This is a genomic window from Clostridium sediminicola, from assembly GCF_050402865.1.
GTDB classification, from domain to species: domain Bacteria; phylum Bacillota; class Clostridia; order Clostridiales; family Clostridiaceae; genus Clostridium_AF; species Clostridium_AF sediminicola.
In genome coordinates, this window is the sequence record NZ_BAABMF010000015.1 from 1 (window position 1) to 20,870 (window position 20,870).

At 29.0% G+C, this 20,870-nt stretch carries 17 protein-coding genes and 1 pseudogene; 14 read left to right on the top strand and 4 right to left on the bottom strand.

Annotation, left to right across the window (positions count from 1 at the left end; translation table 11 throughout):
* The first annotated feature begins 264 nt into the window (after nucleotides 1-264).
* The 12 genes and pseudogenes from ACQ3F0_RS19485 (at nucleotide 265) to ACQ3F0_RS19540 (ending at nucleotide 14,828) form a co-directional block, all read left to right on the top strand.
* Nucleotides 265-1,206 (top strand): AraC family transcriptional regulator, encoded by a 942-nt coding sequence (locus ACQ3F0_RS19485; protein ID WP_428867315.1) that lies wholly within the window; start codon nucleotides 265-267, stop codon nucleotides 1,204-1,206.
* 225 nt (nucleotides 1,207-1,431) lie between these two features.
* Nucleotides 1,432-2,928 (top strand): FGGY family carbohydrate kinase, encoded by a 1,497-nt coding sequence (locus ACQ3F0_RS19490; RefSeq protein WP_428867317.1) that lies wholly within the window; start codon nucleotides 1,432-1,434, stop codon nucleotides 2,926-2,928.
* 38 nt (nucleotides 2,929-2,966) lie between these two features.
* A complete protein-coding gene (locus tag ACQ3F0_RS19495; RefSeq protein ID WP_428867319.1) occupies nucleotides 2,967-3,842 on the top strand; it encodes a class II fructose-bisphosphate aldolase in 876 nt (291 codons plus the stop codon).
* A gap of 24 nt (nucleotides 3,843-3,866) precedes the next feature.
* A complete protein-coding gene (locus ACQ3F0_RS19500) occupies nucleotides 3,867-5,291 on the top strand; it encodes an L-fucose/L-arabinose isomerase family protein (protein WP_428867321.1) in 1,425 nt (474 codons plus the stop codon).
* Nucleotides 5,292-5,314: 23 nt separating this feature from the next.
* Entirely contained in the window at nucleotides 5,315-5,980 is a 666-nt protein-coding gene (locus tag ACQ3F0_RS19505; protein ID WP_428867323.1) for a DUF4867 family protein, read from the top strand.
* Nucleotides 5,981-6,044: 64 nt separating this feature from the next.
* Nucleotides 6,045-7,085, top strand: a complete 1,041-nt coding sequence (locus ACQ3F0_RS19510; protein ID WP_428867325.1) for an aldose 1-epimerase family protein — start codon at nucleotides 6,045-6,047, stop codon at nucleotides 7,083-7,085.
* Nucleotides 7,086-7,091: 6 nt separating this feature from the next.
* A complete protein-coding gene (locus ACQ3F0_RS19515; protein WP_428867326.1) occupies nucleotides 7,092-8,201 on the top strand; it encodes a zinc-dependent alcohol dehydrogenase in 1,110 nt (369 codons plus the stop codon).
* 190 nt (nucleotides 8,202-8,391) lie between these two features.
* On the top strand, nucleotides 8,392-9,984 hold the full coding sequence (locus ACQ3F0_RS19520) for a solute:sodium symporter family transporter (protein WP_428867328.1): 1,593 nt from the start codon (nucleotides 8,392-8,394) through the stop codon (nucleotides 9,982-9,984).
* 414 nt (nucleotides 9,985-10,398) lie between these two features.
* Nucleotides 10,399-10,842: pseudogene (locus ACQ3F0_RS19525) on the top strand (class II fructose-bisphosphate aldolase); the annotation flags it as partial.
* A gap of 174 nt (nucleotides 10,843-11,016) precedes the next feature.
* Complete coding sequence (locus ACQ3F0_RS19530) at nucleotides 11,017-12,795, top strand: aminopeptidase P family protein (RefSeq protein ID WP_428867329.1); 1,779 nt, start codon at nucleotides 11,017-11,019, stop codon at nucleotides 12,793-12,795.
* Between the two features lie 74 nt (nucleotides 12,796-12,869).
* Complete coding sequence (locus tag ACQ3F0_RS19535; protein WP_428867330.1) at nucleotides 12,870-14,291, top strand: serine hydrolase; 1,422 nt, start codon at nucleotides 12,870-12,872, stop codon at nucleotides 14,289-14,291.
* 36 nt (nucleotides 14,292-14,327) lie between these two features.
* Nucleotides 14,328-14,828 carry a GNAT family N-acetyltransferase gene (locus ACQ3F0_RS19540; RefSeq protein ID WP_428867332.1) on the top strand — a complete coding sequence of 167 codons (501 nt, stop codon included), beginning with the start codon at nucleotides 14,328-14,330 and terminating at the stop codon, nucleotides 14,826-14,828.
* Nucleotides 14,829-14,869: 41 nt separating this feature from the next.
* Here ACQ3F0_RS19540 and ACQ3F0_RS19545 read toward each other — a convergent pair whose 3' ends face one another.
* Nucleotides 14,870-15,880, bottom strand: coding sequence for a vanadium-dependent haloperoxidase (locus ACQ3F0_RS19545; RefSeq protein WP_428867334.1), 1,011 nt, complete (start codon nucleotides 15,878-15,880; stop codon nucleotides 14,870-14,872).
* A gap of 187 nt (nucleotides 15,881-16,067) precedes the next feature.
* On the opposite strand from ACQ3F0_RS19545, the gene ACQ3F0_RS19550 reads away from it, so the two are divergent.
* Together ACQ3F0_RS19550 and ACQ3F0_RS19555 are read left to right on the top strand one after the other, a co-directional pair.
* Nucleotides 16,068-16,826, top strand: a complete 759-nt coding sequence (locus tag ACQ3F0_RS19550) for a TMEM164-related integral membrane acyltransferase (RefSeq protein ID WP_428867335.1) — start codon at nucleotides 16,068-16,070, stop codon at nucleotides 16,824-16,826.
* A 67-nt stretch (nucleotides 16,827-16,893) separates the two neighbouring features.
* On the top strand, nucleotides 16,894-18,102 hold the full coding sequence (locus tag ACQ3F0_RS19555; RefSeq protein WP_428867337.1) for an alanyl-tRNA editing protein: 1,209 nt from the start codon (nucleotides 16,894-16,896) through the stop codon (nucleotides 18,100-18,102).
* A gap of 102 nt (nucleotides 18,103-18,204) precedes the next feature.
* Here ACQ3F0_RS19555 and ACQ3F0_RS19560 read toward each other — a convergent pair whose 3' ends face one another.
* The 3 genes from ACQ3F0_RS19560 to ACQ3F0_RS19570 form a co-directional block, all read right to left on the bottom strand.
* Nucleotides 18,205-19,095, bottom strand: a complete 891-nt coding sequence (locus tag ACQ3F0_RS19560) for a DMT family transporter (protein WP_428867339.1) — start codon at nucleotides 19,093-19,095, stop codon at nucleotides 18,205-18,207.
* Between the two features lie 137 nt (nucleotides 19,096-19,232).
* Nucleotides 19,233-20,387: a PucR family transcriptional regulator gene (locus ACQ3F0_RS19565; RefSeq protein ID WP_428867341.1), complete on the bottom strand. Its 1,155-nt coding sequence runs from the start codon at nucleotides 20,385-20,387 to the stop codon at nucleotides 19,233-19,235.
* Between the two features lie 143 nt (nucleotides 20,388-20,530).
* Entirely contained in the window at nucleotides 20,531-20,707 is a 177-nt protein-coding gene (locus ACQ3F0_RS19570) for a Spo0E family sporulation regulatory protein-aspartic acid phosphatase (RefSeq protein WP_428867343.1), read from the bottom strand.
* Between the last annotated feature and the right edge of the window lie 163 nt (nucleotides 20,708-20,870).

Below are 20,870 nucleotides of genomic sequence, written 5' to 3' on the forward strand. Positions count from 1 at the left end.
ATCTTCTTCAGTGAAAGTGATTTTACTCATTTAAATTCAACCTCTCTTTCTTCTAAATAAAGTATACAAAAAAATACCTATAGAATAAACACCTTTTCTTAGTGTCCATTCTATAGGTACCATTTTATTTTGGGCATACCATATTTATGTAACTAATTTTATTTTTATGAAATGTATGATAGAATCAAAGCAAGCTATCGATTATTGTTTTGCATACCACATGATTAAGGTTTTAAATAAAAAAATTAAAAATTGAGGGATAAAATGAAATATTTATATGAACGAGAATTAGTAAAATATAATTATGGATTGCCAATAAAAATGTATGTATGCAATATCGAGGAAGTATTTTATCATTGGCATAAAGAGATAGAGCTTTTATACATAGTAGACGGAGAACTAGAGGTTGAACTTGAAAATAACAATTATAAGCTAAAAAATGGGGATATAATACTTATTAATAAAAATAAAGTACATAAATTTCTAAAAACAGGCCAAGAGAATCTTGTAATAATATTACAATTTAATATTGATTTATTGAAAGTTTATTATCCTGAAATAGTTAATATGGAATTCTTATGTAATACTAGATTAAATAATGAAGATGAAAAATATAATAAAATAAAAGAGTTTTTAGTTAAAATATTAAAAGTTATAGACAAGAGAGAAGAGGCATTTATTATTGAATTAAATGCTATAGTTAATTCTTTAATGATTCATCTCATAAGAAATTTTGAATACTCTATTATTACTGAGGATAATCAAAGAAAATCTGATGACAATTTAAAAAGGCTAGAGAGAATAATGAAATTTATTGACGATAATTATATGAACAAAATCTCGTTAAAAGAAATTGCCCATCAAGAGTATATAAGCCCATATTATTTTTCTCACTTTTTTAAAGAAAAAATAGGTATGAATTTTCAAAATTATCTAAAATATGTAAGGATTCAAAAATCACATGAAATGCTAATAAATACCGATGAAAAAATTGTAGATATAGCATTGAAAAGCGGATTTAGCAGTTTGCAGACATTTATAACTTCTTTTAAGAATGAATATAATATGACTCCTTCTCAATATAGAAAAGAAAGAAAAAATTTAATATTTAAGTTTAATCAAAAATATAAAATAGCCAACAAAAAACACAAATATAGAGATGAAGATATAAAAAATGTTATAAAATTTATTGAAAATAGTTATTAGATAATTAAGAGCTAAGAGAATAAGATATTTACCTAATTGTTAATAGGTAAATATCTTATTTTTTTGTGCAAAATAATGATATTTATTAAACACAGCAAGATTATATATCTATAATAGCAACAGCTTGGAAGAAAAAATAATCAAAAAATATTAAATTATATGTATGAAGTCTTTTGATATGAAATATAAAAGAATTTATGTAAACAATTAAAAAGAGGTGAGCAAATGGCTTTAATTGGTATTGATATTGGCACAACAGGTTGTAAATGTACAATATTTAACCATGAGGGAATTATTCAGTCTTATGAATATTGGGAATATTCTGACATAAGTCCTGAAGATGGATGGTTTGAATTAAATCCAAATGAGATATGGGATTCTGTTAAGTATGTTATTAAAAATGCTATTAGTAAGTATTCTGGAGAAAAGGTCTTAGGGCTAAGTGTTTCTTCACTTGGAGAAGCAGCGGTTTTAGTAGATAGGTATGGGAAAGTACTTTATAATAGTTTGATTTACACAGATAAGAGAGGAAAAGAGCAGGTAGAAAGATTAGAAGAAAAGTTAGGGAAAGAGAAGATTGTTGAGAAGACAGGATTGAGTCCACATGCTATGTATACCATCAGTAAATTAATGTGGTTTAAAGATAATAAACCAGACATTTACAACAAAACTTGGAAAGCATTGCTGTTTGGAGATTTTATACTTTATAAATTAGGAAATAAAGCTGTAATAGACTATTCTTTAGCTTCTAGAACTATGGCTTTTAATGTAAAAGAACTCAAATGGGACAAAGAAATTCTAAAAGCAGCTGAAATAAAAGAAAATATTTTCGCAGATACTGTTGCTGCAGGAACAATAATTGGTGATATTAATGAGGAAATTGCAGAAGAATTAGGACTTCCAAAAGATCTAAAGCTTGTAAGTGGTGCTCACGATCAAGTATGTGCAACAATAGGGGCTGGAGTGACTAAGGTAGGAACAGCTATGGATGGTATTGGGACTGTAGAGTGCATTACTCCAATTTTCGATAACAATATAGATGTTAATGATATTTCAAAAAATAATTTCCCTTGTGTTCCATTTGTAAATAACAAGTACACAACATACGCTTTTAATTTTACAGGAGGATCACTTTTGAAGTGGTATAGAGATACTTTAGGATATGAGGAAATTATTGAGGGAGAAAAATTAGGAAAAAGCCCTTATGAGATTTTTAATGAAAGAGCAGCTAAGAAACCTACAGATATATTGGTACTACCTCATTTTGCTGGAAGTGGTACACCATATATGAATCCTGACTCAAAGGGAGCTTTTATAGGTCTTGACTTTAATGTGACAAAGGGTCATATATTTAGATCTCTTTTAGAAGGAGTAACTTATGAAATGAAATATAATATTGAGTGCTTGAAAGAAGCAGGTATTGAAATTGAAGAGTTTAGAGCGTGTGGAGGAGGTGCTAGATCAGATTTATGGTTACAAATAAAAGCTGATATTATGAATAAAAAAGTAGTTGCTTTAGATGTTGATGAAGCTGGAACATTAGGAACCATAATATTAGTTGGAGTAGCTTTAGGAATATATACTTCTTTAGAAGAAGCAATTGAAAAATTAGTCAGGGTTAAAAAAGAATTTTACCCTAACGAAGAAAACGTAAGGATATATGAAAAGAATTATTTAAGATATAAGAAGATTTACGAAGCAGTATATAACGTGATGAATTAATTTTTATTAATCATAAATAAAAAAAAGAGGGTGTTTTTATGGCTTTAGTCAATTTAACTGAATTAATGAAGGATTCTGAAAAGAACAATTATGCAATTGGTTCTTACAATGTTATTAATCAAGATATGGTAAGAGGTGTAATCAAAGCAGCAGAAGAAGAAAAATCTCCTGTTATTATGTCGCTGGCAGAAATTCATTGTAGCATGGCACCACTTGAAGTTATTGGACCAGTAATGATTGATGCGGCAAAACAAGCAAATGTACCAGTAGTAGTTCACTTAGATCATGGTGAAGATTTCGAATTATTGGTAAGGGCTATGAAGCTAGGATTTACTTCAATTATGTTTGATGGATCTTCATTGTCTTTTGAAGAAAATATTAGACAAACAGCTGAAATGAAGAAGATATCAAAATCATTAAATGTATCATTAGAAGCAGAGTTGGGACAATTACTAAGACCAGAAGGTGGTGGAGATGAAGAGGAATTAGATGAATCTGAATTGGATGAACGTGATTTCTATACAGACCCATCTCAAGCTAAAGAATTTGTTGAAAAAACAGAACTTGATTTGTTAGCTGTAGCATATGGTACAGCTCATGGAATTTACTTAAAAAAACCAAAATTAGATTTTGAGAGATTAGAGCAAATAAAGAAAATTACAGGTATGCCATTAGTTATGCACGGAGGTTCTGGTTTAAAAAAAGAAGATTATTTAAAATCTATAGATTGTGGAATTAACAAAATTAATTATTACTCAAATATGTCATATAATGTTGCTAATATCATTGGAAGAAAGATGAATGATAATGATAAAAAAGTATATTATCATGATATTTCTCAATGGGCTATAGAAGCTGTAAAAGAGGATGTTGCAAATACTATGAGAATTTTCAGAAGCTCAGGTAGAGCTTAATAATTATTTGGAGGAGGAGAAAATATGAAAAAATCAGTAATAAAATTAGGGTATTGTCCAACAAGAAGAGATGTTTTTAGTGTAAGCGAAGCAATAAAGTATAAAGGTGAAATAAAAAAAGTTATAGAGAACTATGATGTTGATATTATTGATTTAGAAGGAATTAATGAAGAAGGTTTATTGTATGATCAAAAGGATTTGTTTAAAGTAATCGATAGAATGAAGGAAGCAAATGTAGATGCTTTATTCTTCCCGCATTGTAATTTTGGTACAGAAGATTTAGTGGCGGAAGTTGGAAGAGCTTTAAAGGTACCAGTATTAGTGTGGGGTCCAAGAGATGATGCTCCTTTAGAAAATGGATTTAGAACAAGAGATACCCAATGTGGCATGTTTGCCACAGGTAAAGTATTAAGAATGTATAATGTACCTTTTACATTCTTGACTAATACACCTCTTCATAGTGATGATTTCAAAAATGGATTTGAAAAATTCGTAGCTGTAGCTAACACTGTTAAGAAATTCAAGTCAACTAGAATTTTACAAATTTCAACTAGACCAACTGGTTTTAACAGCGTTATGGTTAATGAGAATGAATTGTTAGAAAAATTCGGAATAAAACTTTATCCTGTTGCATTAGAAGAAATCACATCACAAATAGATGGAATTATTGCAGAAAAATCACAAGCTTTTGTAGATGAAGTTAAATTCGTAAAAGAAAACATAAGTAAAAATACTGAAATTAACCAAATAGAAAAAATGATAGGATTAAAAATTGCAATAAAAAGAACAGCAGAAGGATTTAATTGTAATGCAGCTGCTATCCAATGTTGGAATGCACTACAAAATGTATTGGGAATCATGCCATGTTTAGCAAATTCATTACTTGCTGATGAAAGATTCCCTTGTGCATGTGAAACAGACATTCATGGTGCAATTTCTTCTATACTTGCTCAAGCAGCAGCTATGGATGAGAAGGCAGTGTTCTTTGCTGATGTTACTGTCCGTGATTCTCAAAGAGATAATGTTGAATTATTCTGGCATTGTGGGCCATTCCCATATTCTTTAGCAAAAGATAAGAACAAAAGCCAAGCATCAAGTCATTGGATTTTAGCTAGTGGAGCATATGGTACTTGTGAATGGGAAATCCAAGGTGGAGATATCACTATAGTAAGATTTGATGGAGATCATAACAATTATCAATTGCTTATTGGAGAAGGTAAAGGTGTAGAAGGACCATTTACTAGAGGTACTTATGTATGGTTAGAAGTAGGAAACTGGCCAAAATGGGAAAAGAAAATTGTTGAAGGACCATATATACATCACGTAGCAGGTGTTCATGGTAAATACGGTGAAATCCTTAAAGAAGCTTGTAAGTATATTAATGGTTTATCAGCAGATCCAGTAGAACCTTCAGCAGAAGAATTAGATGAGAGATGGTTAGGCAGATAATACTGTAGAAGGAGGTTGTCTAAATGAATTTAAATGAGTTAAAGGAACTAAACCCGCAAATTGAAATAAAAGATGTATCTAGTAATGAATTTAAACAATACGGAAACATAGTATATGGGTATGATTTTTCCTCATATATAGAATATATGATAGAGAATACTATAGTACCAGAGGATGTTATTTATGTTGCATCGGTAGAAGAAATGGAAAAGTTAGAAATGACATCTGTTATTGAAAATGAACTTTTTGGTGAAATGCCAGTACAAATTGGATATTGTAACGGAAATAATCAATTATTAAATGCTGTTGAATATCATAAAGGAAATGAAATAAATATAGCAATTACTGACTCAATATTGCTATTAGGAAAAGTCCAAGATATTGACAATAATGTTTATTCATCTGAAAATATTGAAGCTTTTTATGTGCCAAAAGGAACAGTTTTGGATATTTATGGAACTACTCTTCATTATGCACCAGTAAGTGCATCTGATAAAGGTTTTAAGATGATAGTTATTTTACCAAAAGGAACAAATACAGATTTAGAAAGCGATAATTATAAAGAAATTGGATTATTCGCTAAAAATAAATGGTTATTATGCATAGAAGAATACAGGAAATCAATAGACACTGAAAATTGTGGGAAAGTCATAGGAGATAATATAAAAATTGATCAAAGATTTTCGTAGAAAATCAACCATAACTTGTCACTTACAACTTGTAACTTATCACTAAAATAGAGGGGGAATATCTTTGGCACAATTATTTAATAAAGAAATAAGTAAAGATTATCTAATGAAAAGAGTTGGGGATATATCTCAAATAGCTGGAGCAAAACAGTATGAGTTATCATCAGGAAAAGGAAAAGGTGTATCAGGTATTGATGTGAAAACAGGTACAGGATTTGAATTCACAGTATTACCTGATAGAGGAATGGATATTGCTTGGGCAAGCTATAAAGGAATTCCTATAAGCTTTATTTCAAAGACTGGAATTGTTTCTTCCGCTCATTACAATGAACAGGATTTAGAATTTTTAAGAAGTTTCTATGCAGGGTTATTAACCACTTGTGGATTAACTTATATGGGTGCCCCATGTGAAGACCAAGGTGAACAATTAGGACTTCATGGTAGAATCAGCAATATTCCAGCAGAGGATGTGTCTGTTTACCAAGAGTGGGAGAATGGTGAATTTATTATAAAGATTAGAGGCAAAGTTAGAGAAAGTAGAGTTTTTGGAGAAAATATTACTTTGACAAGAGAAATATCAACAAAATTGGGAGATAACAAAATTATTATAAATGATATAGTTGAAAACTGCGGTTTTAATGAACAACCCTTGATGATGCTTTATCATTGTAATTTTGGATATCCATTTATATCAGAAGATACAAAACTAATTACAAACAATAATTCTATAGTACCAAGAAATGAACATTCTCAAAGAGGATTAGATGAATGTAAGGTATTTGATGAGCCTATTCATAATTATATGGAGGAAGTTTTTTATCATGATATTTTAGCTGATGAGAATGGAGATGCTAAAGCGGTACTATTTAATCCAACTCTAGGTGAAAAAGGATTGGGGGCTTATGTTAAGTATAATAAAGAACATTTACCTAATCTTATAGAATGGAAGCAAATGGGAGAAGGAGACTACGCAGTAGGTTTAGAACCAAGCACATGGTATCCAGATGGAAGAGCTATTGCTAGAGATAAAGGTGAATTATTATTTATAGAACCAGGTGAGAAAAAAGAATTTAAGATTGAAATTGGGATATTAGATAAGGAGTGATTATTAATGGAAAAAGGTAGAGTAGCAATGCTTACAAGTGAGAGAAAATTTGAAATCATGGAGTTTGAATTACCTGAAATTAACGATGATGAAATTTTGATTAAAGTTGAAGGAAGTGGTGTATGTGGTACTGATGCACATGAATTTAAAGGAGATCCATTTGGTATGATACCAGTAGTTTTAGGTCATGAGGGAACTGGGGAAATTGTGAAATTAGGTAAAAATATTAAGAATGACACAGTGGGTAATCCAGTAAAAGTTGGTGATAAGCTTGTAACGTCAACTTTAGTTTGCCGAGAGTGCCCAAGCTGTGTAAATATGCCAGGCAAAAGTAATATGTGTGAAAATGTTGGTGTATACGGGTTGATGTTAGATGATGAAAAACATTTTAATGGATATTTTAGCGATTATCTTTTGATTAGAAAAAATTCTACATTCTTTAATGTTTCTGATATGTATTTGGATTTAAGGCTGCTAATTGAACCATCTGCAGTAGCTATTCATGCAGTAGAGAGAGCGAAAACAACTGGACTTTTAAATTTTGATTCTAAGGTTATTGTACAAGGATGTGGACCTATTGGATTATTAACATTAGCTGTGTTAAGAACAATGGGATTGAATAATATCATTGCTATTGATGGAAATGATTCTAGATTAGAGTTAGCTAAAGAAATGGGAGCAAAGCATATATTTAATTTCACAAAATTTGAATCACTAGAAGATTTAAAAGATGCTATTTTCCAAGTAACTGATGGATTAGGTGCAGAATTTGGTATGCAATGTACAGGAGCTCCTGCTGCTGCTTCGAATTTATGGAAGTTTGTAAGAAGAGGTGGCGGATTATGTGAAGTAGGGTTCTTCGTTAATGGTGGAGATGCAACTTATAATCCTCATTTTGACATTTGTAATAAAGAAATTACTGCTGTTGGATCATGGGTTTATACACCGCAAGAATATCCAATAACATTTAGTTTCTTAAAAAGAGCTCAAGAAATTGGTTTACCAATTGAAAAATTAATCACTCATAGATTTTCTTTAGAAGATATGAATGAAGCATTAGATACAAACTTAAGCATGAAAGGAATTAAAGTAGTTTATATAAACGAAAAATTCTAAGAAAAGTTTTCTAATTGTATAGAAATACCACTACATCTATTAATTTATTTATGTCCATAACTCACAATTACCTGAGATTTGGACATGAATAAATTAAGTTTTCGTATGGTATGTATTTAGATATCTCAGCTTAATATTCGAGTTCTTAGTTTCGCATGGAATGAAAATAACAAATGGGGAGAAAATTATAATGAAAATTATTACAGCATTATCATTTTTATTTTTTACAGGATTAGTTGCTTTAATTTCTTGGTGGAAAACAAGAGGTGACGACTTAGGTAGTCAAGATGGATATTTCTTAGGAGGAAGAAGTCTAACAGGGGTGGTAATAGGTGGTTCGTTGATGTTAACTAATCTTTCGACAGAGCAGTTAATAGGACTAAATGCACAGGGTTATACAGATAATATGTGTGTTATGGCCTGGGAAGTTACGACTGCAATCGTTTTAGTAATCGTTGCGCTTGTGTTTTTACCAAAATATTTAAAAGGTGGATTTACTACGATACCCGACTTTTTAGAGGAACGATTTGATTCTTCTGTAAAAAGAATAGCTACAATAATATTTTTATTAGGATATATTTTAAATCTTCTACCACCAATTCTTTATACAGGTGCTGTGGCTTTAAGTGGGCTGTTTGATGTTCCACAGTTATTTGGTATAAGCTATATGCAAGGAATTTGGTTGATGGTTTGGGCTATTGGTACTGTTGGATCTATATATGCAATTTTTGGTGGATTAAAAGCTGTTGCAGTTTCAGATACAATCAATGGCATAGGACTTTTAATAGGAGGATTAATGGTTCCGTTCTTTGGATTTATGGCATTAGGAGAAGGGAATGTTATGAATGGAATCGGGAAACTTGTGACTGAATACCCAGAAAAATTAAATGCTATTGGGGCGCCTACTGATCCAGTTCCTATTGGAACTGTATTTACAGGGATGTTGGTAATTAATCTATTCTATTGGGGAACAAATCAATCAATTATTCAGAGAGCTTTAGGTGCAAAAAACTTAAAAGAAGGACAAAAGGGAGTATTATTAGCTGGAGTGCTAAAAATAATAGGTCCATTATTCTTAATAGTACCAGGGATTATTGCATTTGCAATGTATGGACCAGGACTTGAAAGTGGAGAGGTAGCTTACCCAGCATTAGTGAAAGATGTACTTCCAAAACCATTATTAGGTTTTTTCGCAGCAGTATTATTTGGAGCGATTTTAAGTTCATTTAACTCAGTTTTAAATAGTGCTGTCACGTTGTTTTCATTAAATATATACAGACCAATATTTAAACCAAAAGCAACAGATCATGAATTGGTTGGTATTGGTAAAAAATTTGGGATTGGATTGGCTATCTTTGCAATGACCTTAGCACCATTTATATATTATGCACCACAAGGATTTTTTCAGTATTTCCAGACAATTAATAGTTTCTATATGGCACCAATGTTTACCATTATGTTCGTTGGATTTTTTACAAAAAAAGTACCACCTTTGGCAGTAAAAGTTGGATTAGCATTTTTCTTTATAGCTTACTCAATATCAACATTCGTATTAAAAGTTGATATGCATTTCTTGTATGTATCGTTTATATTATTTGTTGTAACAACTATAATAATGTTGATAATTGGAAAAATCAAGCCTATGGACAAAGAATATGTACCGATAGAAGCAAAAGTAGTAGAATTAGTACCTTGGAAATATGCAAAAATAGTTGGTTTTTTAGTAATTTTAATAATGTTATCTATGTACATATTATTCTCAAAATGGGGTATAGCAGCATAATGTTTGCTAGTAGATAAAACGTAAATATAGATAATAATAAATTTAATATGAAGATATAAAGTTTATATAAAGATATGAATACAGGGTGTTGATAAATATAATTTAATTAGACTTAAAGAATATGTAAAAGAAATATGGAATGTTTAGGACAAAATTAATGAACGGGGGCAAGGCTTTGATTACTAATGAGATAAGCTAGCTTAATCTAAAACACCAATGATTATGGCTTTAAATGAAAATGATCTTGACTACTTAAGTTTTGAAGAGGCAGCAATGTTGGTGAAGTTTTATATTAATAATTTGCTAAAAAATGTAGCTCTTCATTTCGATGGAGAAGATAAATTTGAGACTGTTATAAAAGCAATTGAGGTTGGTTTTACATAAGTTAAAGAAAGTAATAAAAATTCTTTTGAAGATACTATTGAAAAGACTAAGGAAATTGTGAAAATTGCCCATGAAAATGGGATAGCAGTAGAAGGAACAATAGCTAGAAATCAGTTAACAAACCCTAATGATGCGAAATATTTTGTTGATAAAACAGGGGTAGATTCATTGTTAATAAATATTAGTAAAAAACATAAGGATAATGAGTTTTACCTTGACTTAGTAAGACTTGCTGAAATAGTATATTTAATCAATAATCCTTTAGCTATGGATTGTACTAATTTCTTAACGAGTATGATTAAACGATGTATCCGAATTGGTATTAGCAAGGTTAAAGTATATACAGATTCAATGTGTAAGAGAGCAATTGTTACTACAGAAATTACAAGAAGAACTTTGAAAAATATACAAAATGAAGATGAAGAAATGATAAAAGATAAATCATTAAAATATTTAAATGTGTGCACAGGTTAATGCAATACTTAAAAATTGTATAAAAATAATTATTGTATAGCAATTTTTATAAAGTTGTTATACAATTTTTTTATAGGGAAATTTGTTGGAAAAATTTATATTCATTTATATATGAAGAAAATATTACAATTTATAGTAATTGAATACTATTTATAAGCCGCTGGAGGGGATTATATGAATGTCAAAGATAGAATAAAAGCCTTAAGAGAGCAGATGAAAGAAAAAGGTATAAGTGCATATATTATACCTAGTTTTGATGCACATCAAAGTGAGTATGTTGCAGACCACTGGAAATCTAGAGCATGGATATCTGGATTTACAGGCTCAGCAGGGACAGTTATTGTAACAATGAAAGAGAGTGGACTTTGGACTGATGGTAGATATTTTATTCAAGCAGAACAACAACTTCAAGGGTCTGGAATAAAACTGTTTAAGTTAGATCATTCAAAAGGAACATCATATTTAAAATGGTTAGAAGATTCGCTTTCAGAAGGAAGTTGTGTAGGTTTTGATAGTAAGATATTTCCTCAATCAATAATAAATGATTTGGAAAAGAAATTATGTAAAAAAGAAATTACTTTGAATGGGAAGTATGATTTAATAGATGTTATTTGGAAAGATAGACCTGAGATTCCTAGTACACCAATATTTATTCACAAGACAAAATATGCAGGGAAATCTACTAAGGAGAAGTTAGTTATTGTAAGAGAAGAAATGAAAAAAAGAGGAGCGGATTATTATTTATTAGGTAGTCTTGATGACATTGCTTGGCTTTATAATATTCGAGGAAATGATGTACCTAATAACCCAGTTGTTATCTCTTATGCACTTATATCAAAGAAAAATGCGTGGTTCTATGTTGATAACTCAAAATTAACTAAAGAAGTAATCGAAACTTTAAAAAATAACGGAGTAGAAATCAAAGAATATAACCAAATAGAAGATCAAATAGCTGGATTACATGAAGGAAGTAAAATATTCTTTGATCCAGATAAAACAAATAACTGGTTATATAATGCTATTCCAAAAGGTTGTGGGAAAATTAAAGAGAGCAATATAACAACTGATCTAAAGGCAATTAAAAACGAAAAAGAAATTGAAAATTTCATTAATTGTCAAATAAAAGATGGAGTTGCTATGGTTAAATTCCTATATTGGTTAAAGAAAAATATTGGGATGGAAGATATAACTGAAATTTCAGCTGAAGTTAAGTTAGAAGACTTTAGACGAGAAGCAGAGCATTTTATTGAACCTAGTTTTGATACAATTGCAGGATATAAAGATCATGCTGCTATGATGCATTATAAAGCAACTAAGGAAAGTGATTACATTTTGAAGAAAGAGAAAATGTTTTTAGTAGACTCAGGTGGGCAATATTTAGATGGAACTACTGATATTACTAGAACTTTTGTTTTAGGAGAAATTAGCGAAGAAGAAAAACATGATTTTACTTTAGTATTGAAGGGGAATATTGCTCTTAGTAAAGTTAAGTTTTTATATGGTGCAACAGGTTCAAACTTAGATATAATTGCGAGACAACCTCTGTGGGAGGAGGGAATTGATTATAAATGTGGTACAGGGCATGGAGTAGGATTTTTATTAAATGTTCATGAAGGTCCACAATATTTTAGTAGAAATCCAAGTAATGTAAAGCTGGAAAAGGGTATGTTAATAACTAATGAGCCGGGGATATATAAAGAAGGAAAGCATGGTATTAGAACAGAAAACATATTGTTAGTAGTAGAAGATGAAAAAACAGACTTTGGACAGTTTATGAAGTTTGAGACTATTTCTTATTGCCCAATTGACTTAGACGGAATAAAAGTAAGTATGCTTACTGAAAAGGAAAAGAAATGGCTTAATGATTATCATAAAAAGGTTTATAAAGTATTATCACCATATTTGGGTCAATTAGAGAAAGACTGGTTAAAGAGAGAGACTAGAGATATTTAAAATGCCTATGTTTATAGAAGAGATATTTGAATAAGATTATATATAAGAGTTATTTGATTATGAGGCGAAAATATATGAAAAAAATAAAATTTATTCTTGTAACAGAAGCTTTGATAATGTTTTTATTTTTAGGTTGTATTATATGCGGCTGTGAAAATAAAGAAAAAAGTATCTCTATAAATACAAAAGAAAAGAACGAATCAGATATAGGATTAAAATTAGATGAGTATATGAAAGCATATAATGAAAACTGCAGCTATAAGTATAGTGGTACTATTTTAGTGGCTAAGGGTGATGAAATATTACTAAATAAAGGATATGGAATGGCAAATTACAAAGAAAACGTTCCTAATAATTCTAACAGTGTATTTGCAATAGGTTCTATTACAAAATCATTTACAGCAGTTGGGATTATGCAGCTTCAAGAAAAAGGGCTATTAAATGTGGATGATCCTATTTCAAAATATATAGAGGGTCATAAAAGAGGAGATGACATTACAATTCATCATCTTTTAACTCATACGTCAGGAATAAAAAGAGAGGGAATGTTTTTAGGACGTGAAGAAGTTCCATTAGATAGAAATATAGATTATATAAATAAAAATTCTTTGCTATTTGAGCCAGGAGAAGATTATTCTTACAGTAATGCAGGATATAACATCTTAGCAGCAATAATAGAGAAAGTTTCAGGTAAATCTTATAATGACTATATTAGAGATAATATTTTGATTCCTCTTGAAATGAATACTTCTAGATGTGGAATTGATGATTCATACGTAGATAATCAATCTATTGGATATGAAATATTAACTAATGACCCTAAGATATTATCAATATATAATTTTTCCTGTATTACAGGAGGTGGAAATATATATTCTACAGTAGAAGATTTGTATAAATATGATAGAGCACTATATCCTGAAAAATTATTAAATAAAGAATCTTTAGAAAAAATATTTACACCGCACTGGGGAGATTGTAGTTATGGATACGGATATGGATGGGAAATAACAGAAAGGTTTCGTCATAGGAAAATTAATCATGGAGGATGTATAGGTGGAGGCGGCTATAATTCAATGATTATCAGATATCCTGACGATGATTATGTATTAATATTTTTAACAAACAATTCAGATCATACAGCTCTTTATGCAGTTTTTGATTCTATGGAAGCAATAATTTTTGAAGAAGATTATATTATGCCTGAAAAAATAAAAACTGTAGATGTAAATTCAGAGATATTAAAGGAATATGCTGGTGAGTATGAATTTGGGGAAGGGTTCATTGTTACAGTAACTTTTAATAATGGAAAACTTTATTCAGATGCCGATGATGGAAATATTTATGAGCTTTTTCCAATAACCGAAAAGGATTTTTATTATGAAAACCATGAGTGTACTCGTGATGAATTTATAATGGATAAAAATAATAATGTTGTTGGATTAAAGATTTCCAACAATACGAGAGTTTTTGAAGGGAAAAAGATAAAAGAGTAATACAAAATGAATCTTAAATTATATAAGGAGTAAATTATGGAAAAATATAATGAGATATGGGAAATATATATAGAAAGTTTTCCAGAAAATCAACGTAGAAATTTAGAAAATCAAAAAAAGGTACTTAAAAATCCTTTATATAAATTCGAACAAATATGTTTTGAAGGTAAATTAGTTGGTTTTATAGGAATTTGGGATTTGCCTAATTTTGTTTTTCTTGAGCATTTTGCAGTAAAACGCGAATTTAGAGGACAAGGATATGGGACAAATATACTTAAGAAAATTATTCAAAAGTGTTCAAAAAAAATAATCTTAGAAGTCGAGAAGCCAGATACAATTAAAGCAAAAAAGAGGATTGATTTTTATGAGAAGTTCGGATTTAATCTTAATGAATATGATTATTACCAACCTGCCTATAATGAAAATACTAAACCAGAAGAATTATATATAATGTCATATCCGTCAAAAATCGATAAGGAAGAATTTACGAAAGTTAGAAAAGATTTATATCTTACAGTTTATGGATGTAGCATTTGAATAAATAAAGTAAAAGTGAAATATAGTAGTAGAGTTAACTACTACCATATTTCGCTAGATTCTTCTTCATTATCATCAAGTGGTTTCTCAACAAAATCTTCAATATCAACATCATTACATCCTTCAATGAAATCTTTGATAGCTTCTTGGATAGGTTTCTTAAAAACTTTTTCATTACAATTATCATAGCTTTCATGGGACCCATTCCAATTATTGCAACAGTTTCCTTTGTCACATGGAATTACTTGTCTATATGGAGGTGGTGGAAGTTTAGCATGATAATTTTCTGTTATTGGGTAATCTATATGAGCTAGATCAGCATCATATTGTTTTTCTAATTCATTAACAACAATTTTACCAATTTGACGACCAAGCTTTAAGCCTTCGGTATTATCAATTGGGAAATGAACTCCTGCATATAAACGAGAAACTGCACATTCTTCAGCTAATTCTTTAAGCCTTTCTTTTTCTGATTGGAAGAAATAACTTAAAACTATTTGAGCACAACCGGCTATTGTAGCATGGCCAGATGGATAACTAGGATGGTTAGGTGTAGGTAAATAACTGACCAATTCCTGATCTAGTTGGTTTGGTCGTGCAATGTTCCAGGCGAATTTGAAATGCCATGCTATTACAAAAGCATCATTTAATGCTCCTTGAGTTGCTGCTAAGATACGAGCAGCTTTAGGTGCAGTTATTTTGTATGTGTCAATTAAAATATCAATAATAGGTGTCCATTGTTTTGTTGCTGGGCCTGTTCCCCAGTATTTTGCAATGCGCTTTTGTCTTGGAGTTAAGCACTTAAGTGTTTTTTTCACTTCATTGAGTTGTTTACCTTCGAAGTCAATAGACGAATCTGGTTGGCGTATTTTAAATGCAAGTATATTACCATAATTATCTGTAAAAGCTCCATGCTCATCTTTTTTTAAAAAATAGGTAGGCCATGAGCTAGCTTTAGGATCTTCAGCTGGTGGAACTCTATTTTCATTTGTATAAGAAAGCTGATACCAATAGCGAGGTACATTAATATTTTTAAATTTACAATTATTCATATACATTCCTTCTAAAATTATTTTATACTTATAAATATGCTATTCTTACATTTTAAGTTCAGTTACAATTATTTGTAATATTTAGGTCAATTTCATATAAAAGATATGTTATAATAAAAAATTGATGTTATGTTTTCGGATTTTAACAAAGTTTACATAAGATAAAATTTTTTACAGGAGGATTATTATGAATTATTTTTTTGATGAGTTATGGAATTATGATACTCATGTTAATGATTTCGAATTATTTGGAATTATACATATTTCAATTTTGTTATTTGTAGCAGCAATCATATTATTTATATACTTGAAAAGGGATAAAATAAAAAAATTACCACTAAGATCAATAGAAATAATTTTAGGTCTTATTATGATTACACCTCGAGTATTACTGTATTTTTGGTATGGGACATATGAATCAAGTTTACAAGAAATATTGCCATTGTATTTATGTAGAATTACTATTATGTGCACAGCATTTACACTGTTTACTGGAAAAAACAATGTTAGATTTGTCACATATTTTTGGGGAATGTTTGGATCCATACTAGCATTAATTTTTGTAGATACTAGTGGATATGGTTTTCCACATATTATGTTTATATCATTTTTTGTAGGACATGGGTTATTAGCTATATCTGTTTTTTATATGATTTTTATTAGAGAGTATTTGCCAAGTTATGATGATTTCAAAAAAGCTAAATTATGGACTATAATTTATATTCTTGTAGCATGTGTTGTGAATAGATTAGTAGGTGGTAACTATAATTATTTAGAACGAAATCCATCAGTATTAAACATGCCAGTAGAATTTGTTAATAGTATTTTTTATAAGCTTATGATTTTAGGATCATTTCTCCTAATACAATGCATACTATATTTGCCAGTGCATCTAATAAGAAAGAGAGAGGCTGATTCTGAAAATAATGATATATGTGCGTTATAATTTAGTATGTTATGGGTAAAGTGATTTTTATGCTAAAATATAGTAAAGCAAGAAGGGAGTTGATTTTGTGCAAAGAATTTTTTATGAGAATCCATATGAAAAAGAATTCACCGCTGAAATTATAAATGTAATAGAGAAGAATAATGAGTACCATGTTGAACTGGATAAAACTAATTTTTATCCAGGTAATTCAGATGGACACAATGATACTGGATATATAGATAATACTGAAGTTTTAAAGGTATATGAAAAGGATGATATAATTTATCATGTAGTTAAAACAAAGCCAATTAAAATTCACAGAGTTAAGTGCAGTATAAAATGGGAAAAAAGATATGAGTATATGCAGAAACATCTTGGGTGGCACTTGCTTTCAGCTTCATTGTTAGATTTATTTAATTTAAAAGCAAGTGAGGACCCAGAAAGAAATAAGTATAACTATATGGATATTGATAAAACTGTTGATGAAATACAAATTAGAAAAGCAGAAAAGATGGTAAATGAAATAATTAGTAATAATATTAGTATTGAAGTAACTTATCCTACTAAGAAAGAACTAAAAAAATTATCTTTACAAAGGGTAACTCAAAAGAAAAATAAACAAATTCGAGTAGCTAAAGTAGGTGATATTGCAGCCATTCCAAGTGAAGGGATTTTTCCTAATTCTACAATTGAGATACAGATGTTAAAAGTAACTAGGTGGGAAAAGCAAGGAAAAGGCACTAGAATTCATTTCATTTGCGGTGTTTCAGCAGTTTCCGATTATTTCGTGAAATCTGAAGTAATTGACAAAATCACAACTGCTTTTAAGTGCAATGAAAGTGAAATATTAATGAAAGTAGAATCACTTTCGGATAAAATAAAAAATACTAGTTCTGAAAATGTGTCTTTAAAAGCAAAAGTTGCAGAGTTTGAAATACAAAATATGTTGAACGAGTGTGAAACGGTAAATAATATTAAGATTTTAAGGAACATATATGATAATGAAGATTTAAAATATGTAAGTCTCATAGCTAAGAAACTAGTAGCTTTTCCAAAGGTTATTGTTTTATTTGCTATAAAGTCTAAAGACAGAGCAAATATCCTATTTATGTGTTCAAAGGATGTAAAATTTATAAGCATGAATGATCTTTTAAAGGATGCAATAACCTTAATTGATGGAAAAGGTGGAGGAAGCAATCTTTCTGCACAGGGTGGAGGTAAAAATAATAATAATTTAGATTCAACTTTAGATTATGCTTATAATAAGGTTAAAAGTGCAGGCATGTTGATTTAATCTATCATTTTATCCCATTAGAGTTTTTTCTTATAATAATAAAATTGTTCTTTAGCTTAAATAATTTTTATTTAAGCTAAAGAAAATACTAGAGCATAATGATTAAATGCTATTTTCTACAGATGTTTTACTAAATAATACTTTCAAATCTACTTCAGTTATTATCATTCCAGTTAGAATTAATAAGGCACCCAACATTCCTTTGCTACTTAACAGTTCCCCTAAAACAATGTAACCAAATACTGCAGCAAATACAGGTTCAGCTGTATATATTAATGCTGCATGTGTAGGGCTTGTAAATTTTAGGGCTACACTCTGAACAATAAAAGCTCCAGAAGTACAAACTACACTTAATATTATTATATTAATCCATACACCATTGCTGGTTGGTATTACTGGACTTTCAAATGCTAAAGATGTTATTAAACTTAATACTGCACATACACCTATTTGAACAACGGCAAGTGCAACAGACTCAGATTTTGTAGTATATTTACTCACAAGCAATACATGAATAGCGCATGTTATAGCGCATATAAAAGTAAGTATATCACCATTATTTATTGAAGCTACATTTTTATTTAGAGTTAGCAAACCTAATCCAATAAATGCTATGAAAACACTAAAGATTATTTTTTTGTCAGGAATTTTTTTCATAAGTATTGTTACAAATACAGGAACTAATATTACACTAAAACCTGTTATAAAAGCCGATTTTGAAGCTGTAGTATAATTTAGTCCTAAAGTTTGTAATGCAAAGGTAGCATATAGAGCAACACCTAGAATTATTCCATACTTTAATGTTTTTTTGTCTACATTAATCATTTTTTTAAAGAAAATAATAGATGACAAAATAAATGCTAGAAAAAATCTAATAGTTAAAAAATTAAATGTAGCTAATTCAGATAAAGAGTCTTTTGTTAGTAAGAAAGAAGCTCCCCATCCTATAGTTAATAATATTAATGATATGTCAGCTTTTAGATGTTTTGACATACAAACCCTCCTCGTAAAAGATAAAGATATTAAAATAATAATATGTAAAATTATTTATCTAATATATATATTATCTTATTTATTAACAATATAGTTTTGTAAGATTTCAAATTTTAAGAGGGTTTCGTTTGTGAATTTTACAAAGATATACTTATTAAATTATATATTTTGATTGCTATGCTTAATTCCTCATAAAAATCATTAATATTAGTATTCTTATTAAGAATTTTATGTATTTTATCAATTCTATATCTTATTGTATTGTTATGTTGAAATAAATCTATTGAAGTAGCTTTTATATCGCCTTTATTTTCTATATACTTTATTGCAGTTTTTAGTAGTTGAGTATCATTTTTTTTATCATAAATTAATAAAGGTAATATCATTTCATCATGATATTTTTTTACCCAAATATTATCAATAAGTGGTATCAATATTTTATTAGTTCCAATTTTATTAAAAAATGAAATGTTTTTTTTGTAAGCGAGTGAATGTTTATAGGCATGCAGACTTTCATTGATAGAAAAATTTAAATGGTCTAAATTTTCATATAAGCTACTTACTCCAATAATATATTCTAAAGAATTAAAACCTAAAATTTCTAATATATTTAGGATGATTTTTTCTACTTCTGTATTATTTATATTATCATAGGTAGTAATAATTAAATATCCATCGTTATAAGGAATAATCTTGTCCAATTGACTTAAAGATTTTTGCTTTTCTATGGAGGCATATTTTTCTTCAAAACTTATTTTTTTGTTTTTTCTTTCACAAAATATTACTATGTTTTTTTCACTAAAATTTCTATTTATTTCGTATGCAATTTTTTTTATAATTACATTGTTTAAATTTTTATATAAAATATTATCCACTTTCAATGCTAAAGATTGAATATCATTTTTATCTTCAATAGCATTTGTAACACATGTTATTAGGTCTTCAAAATATATATTTCCAAATATAAATATAGGAAAAGATTTACTATTAGCTAACGCAATGACTTCTTTAGGTAGGTCATGGAAATAGATATTTTTTATTGCAAGGCCACTGGCATTTACTTCAATTAATTTTTCAACATATTCATATAACTTTTCTATTTCATCCTTTATAAGAAGTAATGTACTTATAATAAACTCGCCTTCAGCAAAACTTTTTTCAATCATTTCTATAGTTTCATGATCTAAAATTCCTACATGATTAACTGTATTGTTTAAACCTTTAGTGCCTGATATTAATTTGAAATTCTTAAAAGTTTCCAATTGTAATAATTCATTTATACTTATTGACATTATAAATCCCCCTAGAACTCTATAATATCATAAAATTTTATATAACTATAAATTTTCGAAACTGGGTTTGGGTAAAATAGAATCATGGGAAGGATTGGAAGATTGATTTAAAGATAATAATTAGCATTAAAAATAAAAACTGACTAAGTTAGATATGAGTGTATTGTTTTATTTTTTTTATGTATTCTTTCGTAATATGTAAGAATAAGCTCGTCCAATTCTTGGCTTAATTTAATTACTTCCATATCGTTTAGTTGATAGTTAAGGTTTTCTATTAGGTTATTCAATTTCTTTTTTGTTGTTTCGATATCATTAAACATTACTTTAAAAACACCCTTTTCAATATATTTTTAATAGAAAAACAGGCAATTTATAGAGTTTATAAATTTACCTTAATGTATATATTAATACAACTTTTTACAGTATAACTTAATAAGTATAAAAAAGCAATATATTGAAAACGTAAACACGAAAAATATATAA

What these genes read in the sequence shown, in the direction of transcription:
- ACQ3F0_RS19485 (WP_428867315.1), top strand. Translation starts at nt 265, where the DNA reads ATGAAATATTTATATGAACGAGAATTAGTAAAATATAATTATGGATTG.
- ACQ3F0_RS19490 (WP_428867317.1), top strand. Translation starts at nt 1,432, where the DNA reads ATGGCTTTAATTGGTATTGATATTGGCACAACAGGTTGTAAATGTACA.
- ACQ3F0_RS19495 (WP_428867319.1), top strand. Translation starts at nt 2,967, where the DNA reads ATGGCTTTAGTCAATTTAACTGAATTAATGAAGGATTCTGAAAAGAAC.
- ACQ3F0_RS19500 (WP_428867321.1), top strand. Translation starts at nt 3,867, where the DNA reads ATGAAAAAATCAGTAATAAAATTAGGGTATTGTCCAACAAGAAGAGAT.
- ACQ3F0_RS19505 (WP_428867323.1), top strand. Translation starts at nt 5,315, where the DNA reads ATGAATTTAAATGAGTTAAAGGAACTAAACCCGCAAATTGAAATAAAA.
- ACQ3F0_RS19515 (WP_428867326.1), top strand. Translation starts at nt 7,092, where the DNA reads ATGGAAAAAGGTAGAGTAGCAATGCTTACAAGTGAGAGAAAATTTGAA.
- ACQ3F0_RS19520 (WP_428867328.1), top strand. Translation starts at nt 8,392, where the DNA reads ATGAAAATTATTACAGCATTATCATTTTTATTTTTTACAGGATTAGTT.
- ACQ3F0_RS19530 (WP_428867329.1), top strand. Translation starts at nt 11,017, where the DNA reads ATGAATGTCAAAGATAGAATAAAAGCCTTAAGAGAGCAGATGAAAGAA.
- ACQ3F0_RS19535 (WP_428867330.1), top strand. Translation starts at nt 12,870, where the DNA reads ATGAAAAAAATAAAATTTATTCTTGTAACAGAAGCTTTGATAATGTTT.
- ACQ3F0_RS19540 (WP_428867332.1), top strand. Translation starts at nt 14,328, where the DNA reads ATGGAAAAATATAATGAGATATGGGAAATATATATAGAAAGTTTTCCA.
- ACQ3F0_RS19545 (WP_428867334.1), bottom strand. Translation starts at nt 15,880, where the DNA reads ATGAATAATTGTAAATTTAAAAATATTAATGTACCTCGCTATTGGTAT.
- ACQ3F0_RS19550 (WP_428867335.1), top strand. Translation starts at nt 16,068, where the DNA reads ATGAATTATTTTTTTGATGAGTTATGGAATTATGATACTCATGTTAAT.
- ACQ3F0_RS19560 (WP_428867339.1), bottom strand. Translation starts at nt 19,095, where the DNA reads ATGTCAAAACATCTAAAAGCTGACATATCATTAATATTATTAACTATA.
- ACQ3F0_RS19565 (WP_428867341.1), bottom strand. Translation starts at nt 20,387, where the DNA reads ATGTCAATAAGTATAAATGAATTATTACAATTGGAAACTTTTAAGAAT.
- ACQ3F0_RS19570 (WP_428867343.1), bottom strand. Translation starts at nt 20,707, where the DNA reads ATGTTTAATGATATCGAAACAACAAAAAAGAAATTGAATAACCTAATA.